Origin of the sequence: Streptomyces sp. NPDC056987, assembly GCF_042673865.1 — a bacterium.
GTDB lineage: Bacteria > Actinomycetota > Actinomycetes > Streptomycetales > Streptomycetaceae > Streptomyces.
Genome location: NZ_JBHURV010000009.1, coordinates 191,748 through 209,096 on the forward strand (window position 1 = coordinate 191,748; position 17,349 = coordinate 209,096).

Below are 17,349 nucleotides of genomic sequence, written 5' to 3' on the forward strand. Positions count from 1 at the left end.
CCATGAAGATCGACAACGAGTTCACCGTCGGGGTGCCCGTCGACCGTGCCTGGGAGGTGCTCACCGACCTGGAGGGCATCGCCCCCTGCATGCCGGGCGCGCAGCTCACGGGCGTGGACGGGGACGTCTACACCGGAAAGATCAAGATCAAGGTCGGTCCGGTGATCAGCCAGTACGCGGGTACGGCGGAGATCGTCGAGAAGGACGCGGCCGCCCGCCGGGCGGTGATCCGCGCGAAGGGGAAGGACTCCCGGGGCGCGGGCAACGCGTCGGCGCTGATCAACGCGACGCTGCGGGCGGAGGGGGACACGACGGTCGTCACGGTCATGACGGACCTCAACATCACCGGGAAGATAGCCCAGTTCGGCAGCGGAATGATCAAGGAGGTGTCGGTGAAGCTGCTGGACCAGTTCGTACAGAACCTGGAGGCGCAGCTGCACGCGGCGGCGCCGGAACCGGTCCCTGCCCCCGCACCGGCCCCTGCCCCCGCACCGGCACCGGAGCCGACTCCGGCACCCGAGCCCGAGCCGGTGGCGGCATCGGTCCCCGCCGCGGTACGGGAGACGCCGGCCCCGCCCCCGGCGTCCACGGCACCGGCTCCTCCGGCACAGACTCAGGTTCCGGCCGCAGCGGCTGAGGAGAAGGACGACGACGTCGCACCGCTCGATCTGATGGGGATCGCCGGGGCGTCGGTCTACAAGCGGTTCCTCCCCGTCGTGGCCGGGAGCCTCGTCGTGATAGCGGTCGTGGTCTACTTCCTTGTCCGCTGACGCGGCGCCCACCCCGCCCCTGCTGCTGCGCGGCACGGACCGGGCCGCCTTCGCCGTGGCGTTCGCCGAGCGGCTGCGGGCGCGCGGGCTGACGGTCGGGTTCACGGCGGTCGAGGACTTCGTACGCGCGCTGGACGGCGCCCGGCCGCGTACCAGGACGCCGCTGTACTGGACCGCCCGGATCACTCTCGTACGGCGCCACTCCGACCTGGCCGTGTTCGACGCGGTCTTCGACGCCGTGTTCGGCGACACCGTCCTCGGCGTGGACCCCCACGCGCGCCGGCGCGGCCCCGCCGGGCCCTCCGGTGCGGCCGAACGCCCCGCCTCCGCACCCTCCGTACGGCGGGACGGGGTGCCGGAGGGCGACGGAGGGCTGCCCTGGGCGACGCGGCCCCAGGTGGTGGCGCAGACCGAGCATGTCGGCGGCGAGGAGAGCGAGTTGACCGTCCCGCAGCGCCTGCCGAGCGCGCTGGACGGGCTCGCGGACCTACCGTTCGAAGCGCTGGGCCCAGAGGAGAGCGCGCTGCTCGGACGGTGGCTGGAGGCGGCCGTACGGGAGTGGCCCACCCGGCGCTCGCGGCGCGTCGCGCCGGGCCGGGGGCGGCGGGGCCGGATCGCGCCGCGGCACACGCTCGCCCGGTCACGCCGTACCGGCTGGGAGCCGATGGAACTGGTGCGGGTGGCACCGGTCGCCGCGCCGCGCAGGGTCGTCATGCTGTGCGACGTCAGCCGGTCCATGCAGGCCCAGGCCGTCGCGTACCTCCACCTCATGAGGGCGCTCGCGCTCACGGCGGACGCGGAGGCCTTCGCGTTCGCCACCTCACTGACCCGGCTGACCGCGGTGCTGCGCCACCGGTCCGCCGAACTCGCGATAGAGGGAGCGACGGCGCAGGTCACGGACCGGTTCGGCGGCACCAGGATCGCGAGCTGTCTGCGCACACTGCTCGCCTCGCACCACGGCGGCGCGCTGCGCGGGGCGATCGTGATCATCGGCTCGGACGGCTGGGACGGCGACTCCGCGGACGAACTGGCCGCGGCCATGGCCCGGTTGCGCCGCCGCGCCCACCGGGTGGTGTGGCTGAACCCGCGCGCCTCGGCCCCGGATTTCGAGCCCCGCGTATCGACGATGGCCGCGGCACTCCCGCACTGCGACGCACTGCTGCCGGCGGACACCTTCCGCTCCCTGGCCCGTGCCCTCGAACAGATCCCGCACGTACGGGCGCGGGGAGACACGGCGGCGGTGTCACGACAGCCTGGGGCATTCACGAGCGGGTCCGTACGGTCTTGATCGAGGTCGTGCGGCCCGGCGGGCTGTGGACCTGATGCGCATGCGGGCCCGCCGGGTGCGGCTCACCACTCGTCGTACTTGCCGTCGATGAACTCGTGGAGGCGGCCGCCGATCTCGTACACCGGTGCCTCGCCCCGCTCCTCCGCCCTGCGCAGCCTTTCGGCCATCGCTGCCACGCGTGCTTCGCTTGTTCATTCGCCCGCGGTGTCCTCGGCCTCCCAGCGGAGCAGGTCACCTGGCTGGCATTCGAGCACCTCGCAGAGCGCGGCGAGCGTCGCGAAGCGCACCGCCTTGGCGCGACCGTTCTTGAGTACCGCCAGGTTGGCGGGCGTGATCCCTACGCGGTCTGCGAGCTCACCCACGGACATCTTCCGCCTGGCCAGCATCACGTCGATGTCGACGGCGATCGGCATCAGATCACCTCGTCCAACTCGGCCTGCATCTGCGCCGCTTCGACGTCGCGGGCGACGGCCTGGGCGAGCAGCATCCGCAGCACGAGCACGATGAGCGCGACTCCCAGGATGGCCACGCCGATCCCGCCCATGATGAGGGTGACGCCCGGGTCGTCCCGCTGGCCGGGCGCGTTCAGGGCCGTGACCGTGAACCACAGGAGAGCAGCCGCAACGATCGCGCCGATGATGATGTCCACGTACCGGAAGGCGGCGTGCGAGAACACGGTTCCGCGTCGCACCATCGTCACCAGTCGCCATACACAGACCAGGGCGACCTGGGCCGTCCCGATGCCCAGGATCGTGATCAAGCGCAGCGGGGTCAGCGGGAGCGAACCGTCCTCCGGGTCACTCCCGCTGACCAACGCCCACACCATCAATGCCTGTACGAACACGGTGCCGGTGAGCACCACCACGAACACGGCGCGCAGCGCGCGCACTATCAGCTTTCCCATGACCCGTTCCTCTATCGATCAACGATCGTAATCTATCGAATATCGATAAGTGAAGCAAGGGTTGGGTCGAGGGAGACGGGCGTGGCCGACGCAAGGACGACTGCGAGGGAAGGTGGCCCTCAGGGCGCCCGGCCGACACCGACATGACCCACCCGACCACGTCCGAGGACTGAGCGCGGCCCTCTGTTCAGCGTCTGGTGGTGGGGCAGAGGTGGTGGGGGTGTCGGGGGTGGGGGTCGCAGGCGATGAGGTTGAGGGAGAGGAAGCGTCCGCCGGTGGTCCACCACCCGCCGGTGATGTCGTTGCGTGCGGTGAGTTGGCGGGTGAGCGCGGCGATGTCGGGTGTGGGGGCGTAGGTCCCGGTGAGGATGTCGGTGTGCCGCTCGTACTGGCGGGTGTACCAGTGGGCGGCGTCTTCGGTTTCGGTTTGGTTGAAGGTGCCATGGATGTGTGCGGGTGTCTTGAGGAGCCAGTGCGCGGGTTCGAGGGGCATGAGGGGGGTGGTGGGGAATTCGGGGTGGCCGGGTCGGCGGTGGGCGTCGCCGGGTCTGATGAGCAGGGTGCCGTGGCCGTGCCAGAGGTAGGCGTGGTGGTGAGGTGACATGGGGGGCTCCTGGGGCTGCTGGGGTCTCCTTGAGGGCGGCCCCGCCCGGGGGAGGTTCGGGCGGAGCCGCGTGGTGTTGCCGGTGTGGGTGTTATCGGCGTCCGCAGCCGTCGCCGTCCCCGCAGCCGCCGGACGGGTTGCCGTCTCCGCCGTCGCCGCTGCCGTTGTCGTCCTCTCCGCCGAGGTTGACGGGGTCGGTGGGGTGTCGCATGGTGGCCTCCTGTGCCGTTGGGTGCAGTTGCCGAGCCCGGATCGTGTTGGCCGGGCCCTGGTCCCGTTCCGGCCGGTTGTTCCTTCGCCGGGAGTGCCGGCCGGAGCGGGAGTCTGAGAGGTGTGCGGTACGGGTCGCCCCTGGGCCGGTGCCGCGCGTGTCGGGGCACCGGCGGACGACGTCACCGCCATGAGAGGCGAGCGGCCGGGACGGCTCGCTGAACTGGGGGCCTGACGGCCTATCGGTCGAAGTGCTCGCTGACAAGGGTCAGGACAAACACGACCAGCGCGGCCGAAGCGAGGACGAGGACCAGCGGGGGACGGCGGTGTCCACGCCCCACTACGCGCCTCGTATGCCGGTGGCGCCCGTGCGCGTCTTTCCGGCGACGGCACGCAGCCGTATGCACGTGGCGATGACGCCCAGCTCTGCGACGAACCGCGCCCCGGGCGAAAAGGGTTGAACGCCAGGCGTCCCGTTCACCGGGCAACCTGGGCCCAGACGGCTTTCCCGAGGGGCCGGTCGGCCACGCCCCAGCACTCCGCGAGCGCCTCCACGATGAACAGCCCGCGCCCCCGGTCGCGTTCCTGGGACACGGCCCGGAACCGGGGCCGCCGCCGCACCGGGTCCCGTACCTCGATCCGTACGCAGGTGTCGGTGACCGCGAGCAGGACCAGCACGGAGTCCCCGGGCTCGGTGCCGTACCGCACCGCGTTCGTCACCAACTCCGAGACCACGAGCTGGAGATCGTCCACGTACGCTCCGCTGATGCCCGGCAGGTGGTACGCGACGAACTCATGTGCGTACGCGCGGGCCGTGCGCACGGACTCCGGGGCGGCGTCGAGCATCAGTTGCGGTGGCGGTGCCGCCGCTAACTGACAGCTCTCCATTTCGTAGCGCTTCGGGAGCCTGGGCGTCATGCGTATCTCCTTGTAGGCATGGGCGTGCCGACACGAAACTTCACCGAGCTGGCACGGAAGTAACCGGCTTTCGCTCTCTCAGAGTGCATGTTGGATGACGTAGAGTGCAATGCACCTCACGAACGAGTGAGAATTTGCATCTACCTAGAGCGGCTTCGACAGCAGAGGGGAAGCTCGGGTGACACCAGGTGAGACCAAGCGGCAAACTGTCCGGCAGGACGCCGATTGGAGAGGAACGCGGTGAGCGCACCTACGGTGCGCCGACGGAGACTCGGCGCGAAACTGCGCGTACTGCGCGGCAACCTGACGCTGGAAGATGTGGCGGCCAAGTCGTCCGGCTTCATCACGACGGCGAAGCTGTCGCGGTTGGAGACGGCCCGCAGTGCCGCGAAACCCCGTGACATCGAGAAGTTGCTCGACGTGTACAGCGTGGACGACACCGATCTGCGGTCGGCCCTGCTGTCCCTCACCCGGGAAGGGGCACGCCGTGGGTGGTGGCAGTCGTACCGCGCGGTTCTGTCGCCGGTCTACGAGGACTTGATCTCTCTCGAAGCCGATGCGGCTTCGGTCCGCACATGGCAGATGGGGGTGATCCCCGGTCTCCTGCAAACTGCCGAGTACGCACGGGAGTTCATGACCAGCATCAGCATGTCGGCGGCGATCGAGGAGAAGATCGACGCGCTTGTCGAAGTGCGTCTCGCGCGGCAGGCGGTGCTCACGTCGCGGGAGAAGCCTCTCACCCTGTGGGCCGTCATCGGCGAGAGCGCCCTCCGTACCCGGTGCACGGGCGAAGGCGTGATGCACGACCAGCTGACACGTCTGCACATACTCAGCCGGCGCCCCAACATCAACATTCAGATTCTGCCGGCCGATGCCGCACCGCATGTCGGACAGACAGGCTCGTTCTCGCTACTCGGTTTCGGAGATCACGTCGATCTCGACGTCGTCCACATCGAGGGCCTTACGTCGGCTCTGTATGTGGAGGACGGTGAACAGGTGACCGCCTATCGCGATGCTTTCGAGCGGTTGACCGCAGCGGCTCTGTCCGTCGAGGCGTCCGCGAGGCGCATCGCAGAGATTAAGGAAGAACACGCATGAGTCACGTTGAGGATGCCACCACTCTGACCGTGAACTGGTGGAAGTCGTCGGCATCGGGCATTCAGTCCGACTGCGTCGAGTTCGGCATAGTCGACGGGCCGCGCCAGATGGTCGCGGTTCGTGACAGCAAGAATCCTGCGGGAGCGGCGCTGGTCCTGAGGTACGGGCACGTCGATGCCCTGATCACCGCGATCCGCAAGGGCGATCTGTAACGCCCCGCGCGCGACGGTCCAACGCGGCGATGCGGTCACCTCGCAAGCACCGCGTGAGGAGATCGCAGCATTCATCCGCAACCGTGCACGCCCCCGTCCGTACTGACGACAGTGAGGGTTCCCGAGCATGTATCCGGTTGCATGTCATGACTCCCGTCTGGCGCTTCGTGAACTGACCATTGAAGACACCGATTCCGTGACCGCGATCTATAGCAGCGTCGAGGTCACTCGGCATCTCAGCTTCACTCCCCGCTCGCGTGACGAAGTCGACGGTATGGTCGCTCGCTCCATGGCATCCGCGACCGTGTCACCGCGCGACGAGTACGTCCTCGCCCTCGCTGAGAGGACCGGCGGCGAACTGATCGGGGTCGTGCGCCTGGCCCTCGACCCTCACCAGCAGCGCGCAGCCACCATCGGGGGTGCTCTGCGCACTGATGTCTGGGGACGCGGCTACGGCCGGGAGGCCGTACGGCTGCTGCTCGCCCTGGCTTTCGACGACCTTGACCTCCACCGCGTGTGGGCGGCACGCTCCCCGCTCAACAGGGCGGCGGCCAAGACCCTCCTGGCCGCAGGCATGACGGAAGAAGGCCGAATCCGCGGACACGTACACGTACGCGGTGCCTGGCGGGACTCCATCACCTACGGGATCCTCCGGGAGGAATGGCCGGCCGGTGCGGAGGATCCCGACGCTGCGTCGGCCGGAGAGGAGGCGCGGTGATCTCGGCACAGGCACGGGCGGACGCCGAGCGGTTGTGGGACTTCCACCGGATGCGCCACGAGCCACGCCCCTGCTCCGTCGCCGTCGGCCTCGGCAGTCATGACCTGGGCGTGGCCGATACGACCGTGGAGCTCTACCGGCGCGGCATGGCACCGCTGATCGTGTTCACCGGGGCCACCAGCCGTACGACACAGGACCGCACGCCGCGTGGTGAGGCCGTCCACTACCGGGAGCGTGCCCTTGAACTCGGCGTCCCCGAAGGGGTCGTGCTCGTGGAGGCGCGTGCGCGCAACACCGGGGAGAACATCCGCTTCTCGCGAGCGCTGCTCGAAGACGCCGGGGCCGATGTCACCTCCGTACTGCTGGTCAGCAAGCCCTACGAGGAACGACGCGCGTACGCCACCGCACGTAGGCTCTGGCCCGGCGTCGAGATCGTCAGTGCGTCCACGCCGATGACCTTCGAGGCGTACGTCGAGTCCATCGGGGACCCGCGCCTCGTGCTCGACATGCTCGTCGGCGCGCTGCAACGGCTGCTGATCTACCCGGGGCAAGGATTCATGGCCGCCCAGTCGGTGCCCGACGACGTGACCGCCGCGTACGACCGGCTGTGCCGGGCGGGCTACACCAGTCGCCTCGTCCCCGGGTGAGAAACGTGCTCGGGGGCGGCGTCGAGCACGTCGAGTACCGCGTCGCCGACGCGCACCGGCTGCTCGACGGCGGTCACCTCCAGGGCAACGGATCAGCCTCAAGGCGCACGCTCGCCGTGACCGTACGACCTTCGCCGCACAGTCGGTTGCCTCTTCAGGGTGATTCGCTCGGCAGGCGGGAACCGGAGGATGGGTGCGGGCGAGGAGGATGTCCGCCGCCCGACCGCATCAGAACCTGGAGGCTCCATGAGTTCTGTCAGTTCCCTGCTTCGCACCCGCAAGGCGGTTCACTTGGCCATGGTTGTCGCGATCGCGGCTTCCACCACCGCGGTCACCGGCGCCACCGCAGCGTTCGGCAGCCCGGGAGAGCGGCCGGCGCAGGCGAGCGTCACCGGTACCGCCGAGTTCCGTCTGCCCTATTGGGAGGATGCCGACATCCGCTCGCTGACGTTCGACGCGCACGCCGCCCCCTTCAGCAGACCAATCCCTGGCGTGCCTGGTGACGGACTGCCGACCGATGCGCGCGGCACGGTCAAGGTCTTCCATTACTCGGCGGATCGGGACATCACCTACACGGCCGACGGCACGGTCGACTGCCTGGTGACCGCGCCCGGCAGCGCCACCCTGACCGCCGTCATCACCGCGGTGAGCGCCGGAGGCCCGAAATGGGTGGGGATGCGGCTCGGGTTCAGCGTCTACGACGGCGGCGTGGACAAGCCCGGGAAGGTATCGCGGGACCGGGTGGGATTCTCCTGGGACGACGGGGTCAATTGGCCTGTCGGCGCCGACGAGCACATGGAGGCCGCGGGTTCCTGCATGGCACCTGCCGCCTTCTCACCCGTCACGGAGGGTGGGTACCGGGTCCGGCACGCAGATCTGCCGCTCTGGCCGACGGGCTGAACCTCACGCCGACTACCCAGTCAGCATGCTCATCTCCATGACCTCGGTCTCGTCAGGTGTGTCCTTGGCTGGAGCACATGATCAGGCCGAGGCCACCCACACTTCCGATGAATGCCCAGGTGGGCGACCCAGTTCGAGGAACGATGCGACCTCGTCGGACAAACGGCGAGGTAAGCCCCTGTTGGTGAACGGCCGCCGCCTTCTCCGCCGGGCGGCGGCGAGTTGCTCACGCGCGGGGAATCCGGCCGTGGATTCCCTCGGCCATGTTCCGCATCGACATACGGAAGATCTCGGCCTGATGGTCGCCGAGGAACGAGGTGTGCCCGAACACCTCCAGGACGACGAGGCCGTGCAGGTGCCCCCACGCGCTCAGCAGGAGAGAGGTCGCGGCGGGCGGCAGATTCTCCTGGCCCTGCGGTGACAGCTGCTCCAGGTGGGCCCGGAGCGGTGGGGAGAGCGCGGGGGTGTCCGCCGCGGTGAGTTGCGCCTCGGTGTACCCGCCGAACAGTTCGCGCTCGAAGACCGCGCTCATCCGGAGGACCGCCTGGGTGGACGGGCCTCCGGCGGGGGCCTCGTAGGACCGCAGCGGCGTTCCGTAGATGAGCTTGAAGTGCTCGGGACGGGCGACGGCCCATCGGCGGTACGCCTCGGCCGCGACCACCAGCCGGGGCACGGCCGCGACCTCCGTCGTGGTGTCGACGGCGGCCTGTACGGCGTCGGCCAGGTCGTTGTGCGCCTTGGCGACGAGCTCGGTGACGAGGGCGTCCCGGCTGGGGAAGTAGTGGTAGAGCGCCTGCACGGTCATGCCGAGGCTGCGTGCGACCGCGCGCAGGGACAGGGCCACCGGCCCGTGTTCGGCGATGTGGGACTCGGCGGTGTCCAGGATCTCCCGGGTCGCGGCGGCCCGGCGCCGCAGGCGCAGGGCGGACGGGGCCGGCGTGGGTTCGTCTACGGGCATGGGGCGACCGTACGACGCCAACTCCCCGCGGTGCACGGTGAAGTCGGCTACTGCGAGGAAGATCTGACACTGCCTGGCGGTGCACCGCCTGAGGTCCGGGGCCTGTCCGCGCGGTGGACTTCACCTCGTTTACTTCCTCTTCGGCGTTGGCATAGTGTCCCCTCGGTGCGGTCGTGCCGTGCGGGTGGAGGCGCGGCCGCCGGGGACGGGCGACGGGAACGGTGCCGATGATCGAGACGGTGTTCAGGAGCGAGGACGTTCCGGTGGCGGACCGGTTCGACCGCTGGCGTGAGCTGATGCGGCAGTGCACCGCGCCTCTTGAGCTGGACAGCGAGTACCGGAAGGAATTCAGGGCGTCGCAGCGGCTGCTGGAGCTCGACGGGATCTCGGTATGGCCCACACGCTTCCAGCCGGTTTCCTTCCGGCGGACTCCACGGCTGATCCGGCAGTCCGACCCGGAGCAGGTCAACATCTCGATTCCGCTGCGGGGCACGCTGTATGTCACCCGGGACGGCCACGAGGTGGCGTACGGCCCCGATGCCCTGTGTGTCGTGGACAGTTCGCGGACCATCGAGGTCCGGACGCTCGCCCCTCAGACCGGCATCGGGCTGGACGTTCCGAAGGCCCTGCTGCCGCTGTCCGGGAACGGGCTGGAGAAGCTGAGCCGTTACCGGCTGTCCGGGCGAGAGGGGTTCGGGGGCCTGCTCGTGGCCTTCCTGACCCAGATCGCCCGGGACACCGCCGCCTACCGGCCGGCCGACGGGCCGCGACTGGCCGCGATCGTGGTCGATCTGCTCTCGGCGCTGTTCACCCACCATCTCGCGACCGACGACCAACTCGGCCCTGAGACGCGCCGACGGGCCCTGACGCTGGAGATCCAGACATTCATCCGCCGCCATGTGAACGACCCGGACCTGACCCCCCGCGCGGTCGCCGCGGCTCATCACATCTCGACCAGTTACCTGCACCAGCTCTTCCGGGACCAGGACACCACGGTCGCGGCCATGATCCGCGGCCTGCGACTGCGAGGTGCCCGGAAAGACCTCGCCGATCCGGCGCAGCGCGGCACCACCGTTCAGGATGTCGCCGCGCGATGGGGGTTCCCCAGTCACACCACCTTCACGCGCGCCTTCCACAGCGCGTACGGCCTCTCGCCCCGCGACTTCCGCCATGTGTCCTCGCACGGGTAGTTGATGTGCCAGGTGTGACAGCCTTACCGAGCGCTCGGTCCGCGGGGAGCGGGTCCCGGTCCCGGGTCGGGCGGTGGGAGCCGTCAGCGCTCCTCCAGCGCGTCCAGCGCCACCGCCTGTGCGATGGCGAGGCGGCGGTCGAGGTCCGGGGCGAGGATGTCGAGGACGTACCGGTCCCGCAGCCCGAACTTCTTGTCGACCGCCATCAGCCGCTTGTCGCCCTCGGTGAAGTCGAAGTGGTACGGCCAGAGGAAGGGAACGAAATCCGTGAACGGCAGCCACTCCCAGATCCGGCGCACCCCGGCCACCACCCGGTTGCGCTCCCGCCCGGTGAGACTGATCGTGCCCGGCTGACGCATGGTCCAGGTGGAGCGGAGGAGGGAGGCGAGGGCCTCGTTGCCGAAGGACCCGATGGGCTGGCCCACCGCGTCCCGTACGTCGTACCCGGCTTCGGGGTCGAGGGTCTCGCGGGCCTCGAAGGTGCACAGGACGTGCTTCTTCGACTCGTCGGTGTAGAAGGTCATCTGTTCGCTGAGCGTCAGCCGCTTCTGGTGGGCGAAGGCGACCACCTCGCCCTCGGAGCCGTCCGGCCGGACCGCGGTCACCACGTACTCCTTGGTCCTGAGGGTCATCTTCTGCCGGATGGCGAACCGCTCGTGTGCCTGTACGTGTGTGCTGTTCATGTGTGACGTCTCCCGTTGTCTTCTTCTCGTACGGACGGCTCGGCCGCGTACCGCCTGCCGGATCTCCGGCGCGACCGGTCCATCGTCACCGTGGCGGCCGGCCCGGCGCAGTTCCCGGAAGTCGCGGTCCGGAACGACCGAAGGCGACGGCATCGGGGCCTCGAACAGCCGCCGCCCTGGGAAGAGTTGTCAACTTTCGTCGTTCGCCCGTACGACGGGGGGATGATGCGGGCGCTCCCGCCCGTTGCCTATCGTCGGTCCGTGGAAGAAGCAGACACCCCTCGCACCGCCCGGCCGCTCCTGACCCGGCTCGCCGCCGCGTCGCCCTGGGGCCGTTACCGGATCGCCGGGGAGGCCGTGCTCACCGTCGCCCTCGCCGGGATCGCGGGATTGTTCGACGCCGTGGGCTCCGGGTTCGGTGCCCGGACCTTCGCCGTCGTCGCGGGCGTCGCCCTGCTGTCGCTGGCCCGGCGCGCCCTGCCGTCGACGGTGCTGGTCCTCTCCGCCGCGGCGGCGGGGGCGCTGTTCGCGGCGATTCCGCTGCTGGTCTACGCGAGCTGGTCGGCGGGCAGCCGCATCGTGAAACCCTGGCGGGTGGCCGCCGCGTACACCGCCGCGCTCGTGGCCCATACGGTGCTGACCGCCCGCGACGAGATCAGCGCCGGCTCTTTCGTGTCGCCGGTCACCACGGGCGCGCTGGGCGCGGCGGTGTTTCTGGCGCTGGCGATCGTGCCGGGGCTGGCCGCCCGCTACCGCGCCCAGCGCCGCGCGCTGCTCGGTGCGCTGCGGAGCAACAACGCCCAGCTCGTACGGGAGCAGGCGATGGTGGCACGGGAGGCGCGCCTGTTGGAGCGCCACCGGATAGCCAGGGACATGCACGACAGCCTCGGCCACCAACTCGCCCTGATATCAGTGCACTCGGGCGCCCTGCAAGTCGATCCGGAGCTGACCGACCGCCAGCGGGACGGAGTACGGATCCTGCGGGAGGCCTCCGTCACCGCGATGGGGGAGCTGCGCGAGGCCGTCGGGATCCTCCGCGACGACCGCGAGGGGACGGACGGCCGGGACGGTCCCCACCCGGCCGCCTCCGTCGACGGTCTGGTCGAGTCCTCCCGGGCCGCGGGCGCGGCCGTGGAACTGCACCGGTCCGGTGTCCGCCGGCCGCTGATGCCCGCCGTCGAGCACGCGGCGTACCGCATCGCCCAGGAAGGCCTGACCAACGCCCACAAGCACGCGCCGGGCGCCCCGATCAGCCTGGCCCTGCGCTACGAGCCGGACAGCCTGGTGGTGGAGGTCGCCAACGGGCCCGTACCGGCCGGGGCGGCGCCGGGGCCGGCCGTGGTCAGCGGCGGCCAGGGACTGAAGGGCCTGCGGGAACGGGCCGGGCTCGTCGGCGGCATGGTGCACACCGGTCCCACCGCGGACGGTGGGTTCCGTATCGCCGGCATGCTGCCGTACGGCACCGGGGGCGGCGAGCCGGGGCCCGGCCCGGACGGCGCGACTTCCGTCGGCCCCGGGAGCGACTTTGGGGGGCAGCTGAGGAGGGGCGCGGCGGGCGACGGTGGAGCGGTCATCAACCGCATCGATCCGCCAACGGAGTTCACCACCACCATGACCAACAAGAAGAATGTGGCCATCGGCTGCGCCGCTGTCGCCGTCGTCCTGGTCGGGGGCATCGTCGCCATAGGGATATGGGGGACGAACGAGGTGATGAAGGAGATGAAGCGGGCCGAGATATCACCGAGTGTGTACGAGTCGGTGAAGGTGGGCGACGCCGAGACGGACGTACAGAAGAAACTGCCCGACGGGGACTCGTGGTTGACCTCGGATCTCGACGAACAGGGGCCTGCCGCGCCCGAGGGCGCGACCTGCCGCCACTTCGCCTCCGACGAGGACGAGAGCCTCGACAGCCTGACCGTCTTCCGGTTCTGCTTCCGTGACGGGAAGCTGATCGCGAAGGACACCTACCAGGCGACGTGACCCGGCGCGCGGCGGCGCCCGGGCTCCGCGTGACGTACGGGGGTGTCGCCGGATCTTCGTATGACGTACGGCCGGTGCCGCTCAACCTCCGTGCGTCGTACGGCGGGTGAGTCGCCGGACCTCGGTGCGGCGTACTCGATCGGGTCAGGGCATGATGGCGGGGCCACGCCATTCGCTCCATGACCGACACCGCGCAGGAGGCTGTGTGATCCGGGTCCTCGTCGCCGACGACGAGCCGCTCATCCGGGCCGGCATCAGGATGATCCTCACCTCGGCCGACGACATCGACGTCGTCGCCGAGGCGGGGGACGGCCGGGAGGCGGTGGAGACCGCCCGGGGCACCGCCGTGGACGTGGCCCTGCTGGACATCCAGATGCCGGTGATGGACGGGCTGGCGGCCCTCACCGAGCTGCGCCGCGCCGCGCCGGACGTGCGGGTGCTGATCCTCACCACCTTCGGCGAGCGGGACAACGTGCTGCGCGCGCTCGGCCACGGCGGCGCCGGCTTCCTGCTCAAGGACTCCGCGCCGGACGAGCTGATCCACGCGGTGCGGGCGGCGGCGGCCGGGAACGCCTATCTCTCGCCTGCGGCAACCCGGCACGTGGTGGACGCCCTCGTCTCCCCGGGCGCCACCACCCGCGCGGACGCGGCCAGACAGCGCGTCGACCGGCTGTCGGCCCGGGAGCGCGACGTGCTCGCGCTGCTCGGCGAGGGCCTCTCCAACGCCGACGCGGGCAGGCGGCTGCACATGAGCGAAGCCACCGTGAAGACCTACGTCAGCCGCATCCTGACCAAGCTCGGCTGCGAAAACCGGGTACAGGCGGCGCTGCTCGCCCGGGACGCCGGAATGCACCCGGACGGGGTGTGACCTTCAGGCGCTGATACCGCGCCGGCGCCGTCCGGTCGCGGTGGCTGCTTCCTGCCCTCCGCGGACGGAATTCCTGGCGCGTTCCCGGCTGTTGTGTCCATCAAGACATCCGGGGGCACACCGGCTGTCCTCAAGGGCAAACAAACTGGTCAAAGGTGCAGTTCGCGTGAAAGACGCCGAATCGCCACCGAGTGTTTCCGGAGCACTTTTTCCGTCGCGTGGAAAGCCTCTCGGAGTATTAACGGCGTATGAAATGAGCTCTATTCAGCCATCCGGGACGAGCCCGGATGGCCGCGAGGGCCGACCGATCCTCACACCGCGCCCGGCCTCGGCGCGAAGCCGTGTGCCAGGGCTCCGGAGCGGTGCGGGCCGGTAGCAGGAACGTTTCTGCGGGTGGTCGCCGACGCAGCCGGCGCTCCGTGTCCAATGGACCGTCGGTGGCCCGGACAAGGCTTCGGAATGGCCTGACCGTGGCCGAACGGGCAGTGGCTCATGGCCGGTTCGTCATGCGGTGAGGCTGGAATGTACAGGCGCTAAGAAGCCGGTCTGGACCGCGAGAAGGGGCCATGGCAGGATCTGGCCCCGACGCAGTGCTTGACCGTATTCATGTGATGGACCGTCACCAAGCACCTCGGCCGGTGTTTGCTCTCGCCGGCCGCTTGCACAGAGCGAATATCCGCATCCACCCCAGGGATGCGCGACCACATACCTCTGAAAGACATCGGATCTGCAGGCCCACTGTCATCGAGCACCCCTTCCGTCGAATTCAACCCGCCGCCCTTTCCGGCGCGTCATCGGGTAATTGTTTCAATCTGGCCCTTACTGCTGACCTCTGCTGACCCCGGCACAGACCACTCCGTAGAGACCCTGAATCCGTAGTCCCGCGTTGTCCCGCGTTCCGATCCTACCGACGTGCGCCCCTTTCTCACAGACGGCCTTGGCATGCCGATTTGCCGGGACCGGGGCCTGGCGTACCGGTGGGGTCGGGGTCGAAGCGATCGAACCGAGAATGGGAAGCCATTATGTGCGGTATCGCAGGCTGGGTAGATTTCAACCGCGACCTGACCAGAGAGCGGTCCACAGTGCTGGCCATGACGGACACCATGGCGTTACGAGGGCCGGACGACACCGGTATCTGGCTTTCTCCCCATGCGGCGCTCGGCCACCGCCGGCTGGCGGTCATCGATGTCGAGGGCGGCCGCCAGCCGATGGCCGCGGACGACGTGGCTGTCCTCACCTACAGCGGCGAAGTCTACAACTTCCGTGAATTAAGGGCTCAGTTGGAGGCGAGAGGACACCGCTTCCGCACCCACAGCGACACCGAGGTCGTCCTGCGCGGCTACCTGGAGTGGGGCGAGGACCTCGCCGACAAGCTCAACGGGATCTACGCCTTCGCGCTGTGGGACGTCCGGCGCGAGGAACTCCTGCTCATCCGCGACAGGATGGGCGTCAAGCCGCTCTTCTACTACCCGCTCCCCGGCGGCGGTGTGCTCTTCGGATCCGAGCCGAAGGCCATCCTCGCCCATCCGCAGGCCGACCGGGCCGTGGACGCCGACGGACTGCGGGAGATCTTCACCATCACGCAGACGCCCGGGCTCTCCCTCTACAAGGGCATGCACGAAGTGCGCGCGGGACAAGTGGTGAAGGTACGGCGCCAGGGCTTGACCAAGCGGCAGTACTGGCGGCTCACCGCCCAGGAACACACCGACGACCTGGACACGACGGTCCGTACGGTGCGCGAGCTCCTGGAGGACATCGTCGAGCGGCAGCTCGTCTCGGACGTCCCGCTGTGCAGCCTGCTGTCGGGCGGCCTCGATTCGAGCGCGCTCACCGCCCTGGCCCTGAAACACGGGGACACCCGGTCGTTCGCCGTCGACTTCGCCGGCTACGCCGACCACTTCCAGCCCGACGAGATGCGCGGCAGCGCCGACGGGCCCTTCGTACGCGACGCGGTGGCACACCTGCGTCCCGATCACACCGACATCACACTCGACACCACCGAGCTCACCGATCCACGGCTGCGCGCCAGTGTGATGGACGCCTGGGAATACCCCCAGTTCAGCGGGGACATGAACACCTCGCTGTACATGCTGTTCCGCGCGATCCAGGGACGCTCGACCGTCGCGCTGTCCGGGGAGTCCGCGGACGAGGTGTTCGGCGGGTACGCCTGGTTCCACCTGCCGAAGGCGGTGGATTCCGGCACCTTCCCCTGGCTCGTCTTCATGATGCAGAAGCAGCGGCCCGAGGACCTCTTCGACCCCGAGCTGCGCAAACAGCTCGACGTCCTCGCGTACGAGCGCGACCGGTACAGCGACGCGCTGGCCGAGGTGCCGTACCTGCCGATGGTCAGCGCCCGCGAACGCCGGATGAGGGAGGTCTCCTACCTCCACCTCACCCGCTTCGTGAACATGCTGCTCGACCGCAAGGACCGGCTGAGCATGGCGCACGGCCTGGAGGTCCGGGTGCCGTTCTGCGACCACCGGCTGGTGGAGTACGTCTTCAACACGCCCTGGGCCTTCAAGACCTTCGACGGGCGCGAGAAGAGCCTGCTGCGTGCCGCGGTCTCCGACCTCGTACCGGCGTCGATCCTGGAGCGGCGCAAGAGCCCGTATCCCGCCACCCAGGACCCCGCGTACGGGAAGGCGCTGCGCGGCACGCTCAGCGACCTGATCGCGGACGGGACCGCCCCCGTACTGCCACTGCTGGACGGCGAGGCCGTACGGACCCTGCTCAAGTCGCCGGCCGAGGACACCGCGTCCACGGTGACGCGCATCAGCCTGGAGATGGTGCTCGACCTGAACTCCTGGCTGGAGTCGCAGGCGCTGCGCGTCGACGTCTGACGCCACGCGCACACCGGACTCTTCTTCCCGCCCCGCTTCTCTCTCTGCCTTTCCTCCGCATTTTCCCTGCCCACACGTACGACGGGAGTGGTTTCAGCATGCGCAGCAGCGAGCTCACGATCGGAAGGTCCTTCGGACTCAATTTCGACCACAAGGAGGACTTCTTCCAGACGCTGGCCGACTTCTGCAAGGAAAACGATGTCCGGCAGGGTTACATCCCGATGTTCCTCGCGGCTTTCGCCGAGACCGAGATCGCGGGAACGTGCGACCGGGTCGAGGACCCGGAAGCCCCCGTCCGCCTCCCCGTATACCTGGAGAAGGTCGAGGCCGTCGGCAGCGGCACCTTCTCCTACGACCCCGACCGGGACATCGTCGTGCCCCACGTGCATGTCACGGTCGGACTGAAGCAGCAGTCGGCCCTCGCCTACTCCAGTCATCTGATATCGGCCACGGTCCAGTACCTGACCGAGATGCTGATCGTCGAGGTCGCCTCCCCGCACATGCGTCGTCCGGTGAAGACCGAGCTGTACGACGTGCCCCTGCTCACCTTCGAAAGCTGAG

The 17,349-nt window shown here is 69.3% G+C and carries 18 protein-coding genes; 12 read left to right on the top strand and 6 right to left on the bottom strand.

From position 1 onward, the window contains the following. Positions 1–2 precede the first annotated feature (2 nt). Complete coding sequence (locus ACFTZC_RS13575) at positions 3–770, top strand: SRPBCC family protein (RefSeq protein WP_382889063.1); 768 nt, start codon at positions 3–5, stop codon at positions 768–770. Continuing rightward, entirely contained in the window at positions 760–2,058 is a 1,299-nt protein-coding gene (locus tag ACFTZC_RS13580) for a VWA domain-containing protein (RefSeq protein WP_382889065.1), read from the top strand. Before ACFTZC_RS13575 ends, ACFTZC_RS13580 begins: the two co-directional genes overlap by 11 nt. Positions 2,059–2,249: 191 nt before the next feature. Here ACFTZC_RS13580 and ACFTZC_RS13585 read toward each other — a convergent pair whose 3' ends face one another. The 4 genes from ACFTZC_RS13585 to ACFTZC_RS13600 all read right to left on the bottom strand — a co-directional run bounded on the left by ACFTZC_RS13585 (position 2,250) and on the right by ACFTZC_RS13600 (position 4,694). Beyond that, on the bottom strand, positions 2,250–2,471 hold the full coding sequence (locus ACFTZC_RS13585) for a helix-turn-helix transcriptional regulator (protein ID WP_133024831.1): 222 nt from the start codon (positions 2,469–2,471) through the stop codon (positions 2,250–2,252). Next, positions 2,471–2,962: a DUF2975 domain-containing protein gene (locus ACFTZC_RS13590; protein WP_382889067.1), complete on the bottom strand. Its 492-nt coding sequence runs from the start codon at positions 2,960–2,962 to the stop codon at positions 2,471–2,473. The genes ACFTZC_RS13585 and ACFTZC_RS13590 overlap by 1 nt, the downstream gene beginning before the upstream one ends. Before the next feature lie 187 nt (positions 2,963–3,149). Next, on the bottom strand, positions 3,150–3,566 hold the full coding sequence (locus tag ACFTZC_RS13595; protein WP_382889069.1) for a hypothetical protein: 417 nt from the start codon (positions 3,564–3,566) through the stop codon (positions 3,150–3,152). 687 nt (positions 3,567–4,253) lie between these two features. Further along, positions 4,254–4,694, bottom strand: coding sequence for an ATP-binding protein (locus tag ACFTZC_RS13600; RefSeq protein WP_382889071.1), 441 nt, complete (start codon positions 4,692–4,694; stop codon positions 4,254–4,256). Positions 4,695–4,934: 240 nt separating this feature from the next. On the opposite strand from ACFTZC_RS13600, the gene ACFTZC_RS13605 reads away from it, so the two are divergent. From ACFTZC_RS13605 to ACFTZC_RS13625, 5 genes are all read left to right on the top strand, one after another. Beyond that, positions 4,935–5,792: a helix-turn-helix domain-containing protein gene (locus ACFTZC_RS13605; protein ID WP_382889073.1), complete on the top strand. Its 858-nt coding sequence runs from the start codon at positions 4,935–4,937 to the stop codon at positions 5,790–5,792. Beyond that, a complete protein-coding gene (locus ACFTZC_RS13610; protein WP_382889075.1) occupies positions 5,789–6,004 on the top strand; it encodes a DUF397 domain-containing protein in 216 nt (71 codons plus the stop codon). The genes ACFTZC_RS13605 and ACFTZC_RS13610 overlap by 4 nt, the downstream gene beginning before the upstream one ends. A 127-nt stretch (positions 6,005–6,131) precedes the next feature. Beyond that, entirely contained in the window at positions 6,132–6,722 is a 591-nt protein-coding gene (locus tag ACFTZC_RS13615) for a GNAT family N-acetyltransferase (RefSeq protein ID WP_382889077.1), read from the top strand. Beyond that, a complete protein-coding gene (locus ACFTZC_RS13620; protein WP_382889079.1) occupies positions 6,719–7,369 on the top strand; it encodes a YdcF family protein in 651 nt (216 codons plus the stop codon). The genes ACFTZC_RS13615 and ACFTZC_RS13620 overlap by 4 nt, the downstream gene beginning before the upstream one ends. A gap of 189 nt (positions 7,370–7,558) precedes the next feature. Beyond that, a complete protein-coding gene (locus ACFTZC_RS13625) occupies positions 7,559–8,269 on the top strand; it encodes a hypothetical protein (protein ID WP_382889080.1) in 711 nt (236 codons plus the stop codon). Between the two features lie 226 nt (positions 8,270–8,495). Here ACFTZC_RS13625 and ACFTZC_RS13630 read toward each other — a convergent pair whose 3' ends face one another. Further along, entirely contained in the window at positions 8,496–9,227 is a 732-nt protein-coding gene (locus ACFTZC_RS13630) for a TetR/AcrR family transcriptional regulator (RefSeq protein WP_382889082.1), read from the bottom strand. A gap of 227 nt (positions 9,228–9,454) precedes the next feature. Here ACFTZC_RS13630 and ACFTZC_RS13635 point away from each other — a divergent pair, with 227 nt between their 5' ends. Then, positions 9,455–10,417: a helix-turn-helix domain-containing protein gene (locus ACFTZC_RS13635; protein ID WP_382889084.1), complete on the top strand. Its 963-nt coding sequence runs from the start codon at positions 9,455–9,457 to the stop codon at positions 10,415–10,417. A gap of 83 nt (positions 10,418–10,500) precedes the next feature. On the opposite strand, the gene ACFTZC_RS13640 is transcribed toward ACFTZC_RS13635, so the two are convergent. Then, positions 10,501–11,100: a hypothetical protein gene (locus ACFTZC_RS13640; protein ID WP_382889086.1), complete on the bottom strand. Its 600-nt coding sequence runs from the start codon at positions 11,098–11,100 to the stop codon at positions 10,501–10,503. A gap of 261 nt (positions 11,101–11,361) precedes the next feature. Here ACFTZC_RS13640 and ACFTZC_RS13645 point away from each other — a divergent pair, with 261 nt between their 5' ends. The 4 genes from ACFTZC_RS13645 (at position 11,362) to ACFTZC_RS13660 (ending at position 17,348) form a co-directional block, all read left to right on the top strand. After that, entirely contained in the window at positions 11,362–13,080 is a 1,719-nt protein-coding gene (locus ACFTZC_RS13645; RefSeq protein WP_382889088.1) for a sensor histidine kinase, read from the top strand. A 205-nt stretch (positions 13,081–13,285) separates the two neighbouring features. After that, positions 13,286–13,948: a response regulator gene (locus ACFTZC_RS13650; protein WP_382889090.1), complete on the top strand. Its 663-nt coding sequence runs from the start codon at positions 13,286–13,288 to the stop codon at positions 13,946–13,948. Positions 13,949–14,970: 1,022 nt separating this feature from the next. Further along, positions 14,971–16,788: an asparagine synthase (glutamine-hydrolyzing) gene (gene asnB, locus ACFTZC_RS13655; RefSeq protein WP_382889092.1), complete on the top strand. Its 1,818-nt coding sequence runs from the start codon at positions 14,971–14,973 to the stop codon at positions 16,786–16,788. 98 nt (positions 16,789–16,886) lie between these two features. Beyond that, entirely contained in the window at positions 16,887–17,348 is a 462-nt protein-coding gene (locus ACFTZC_RS13660) for a PPC domain-containing DNA-binding protein (protein ID WP_365812853.1), read from the top strand. Position 17,349: the final 1 nt, after the last annotated feature.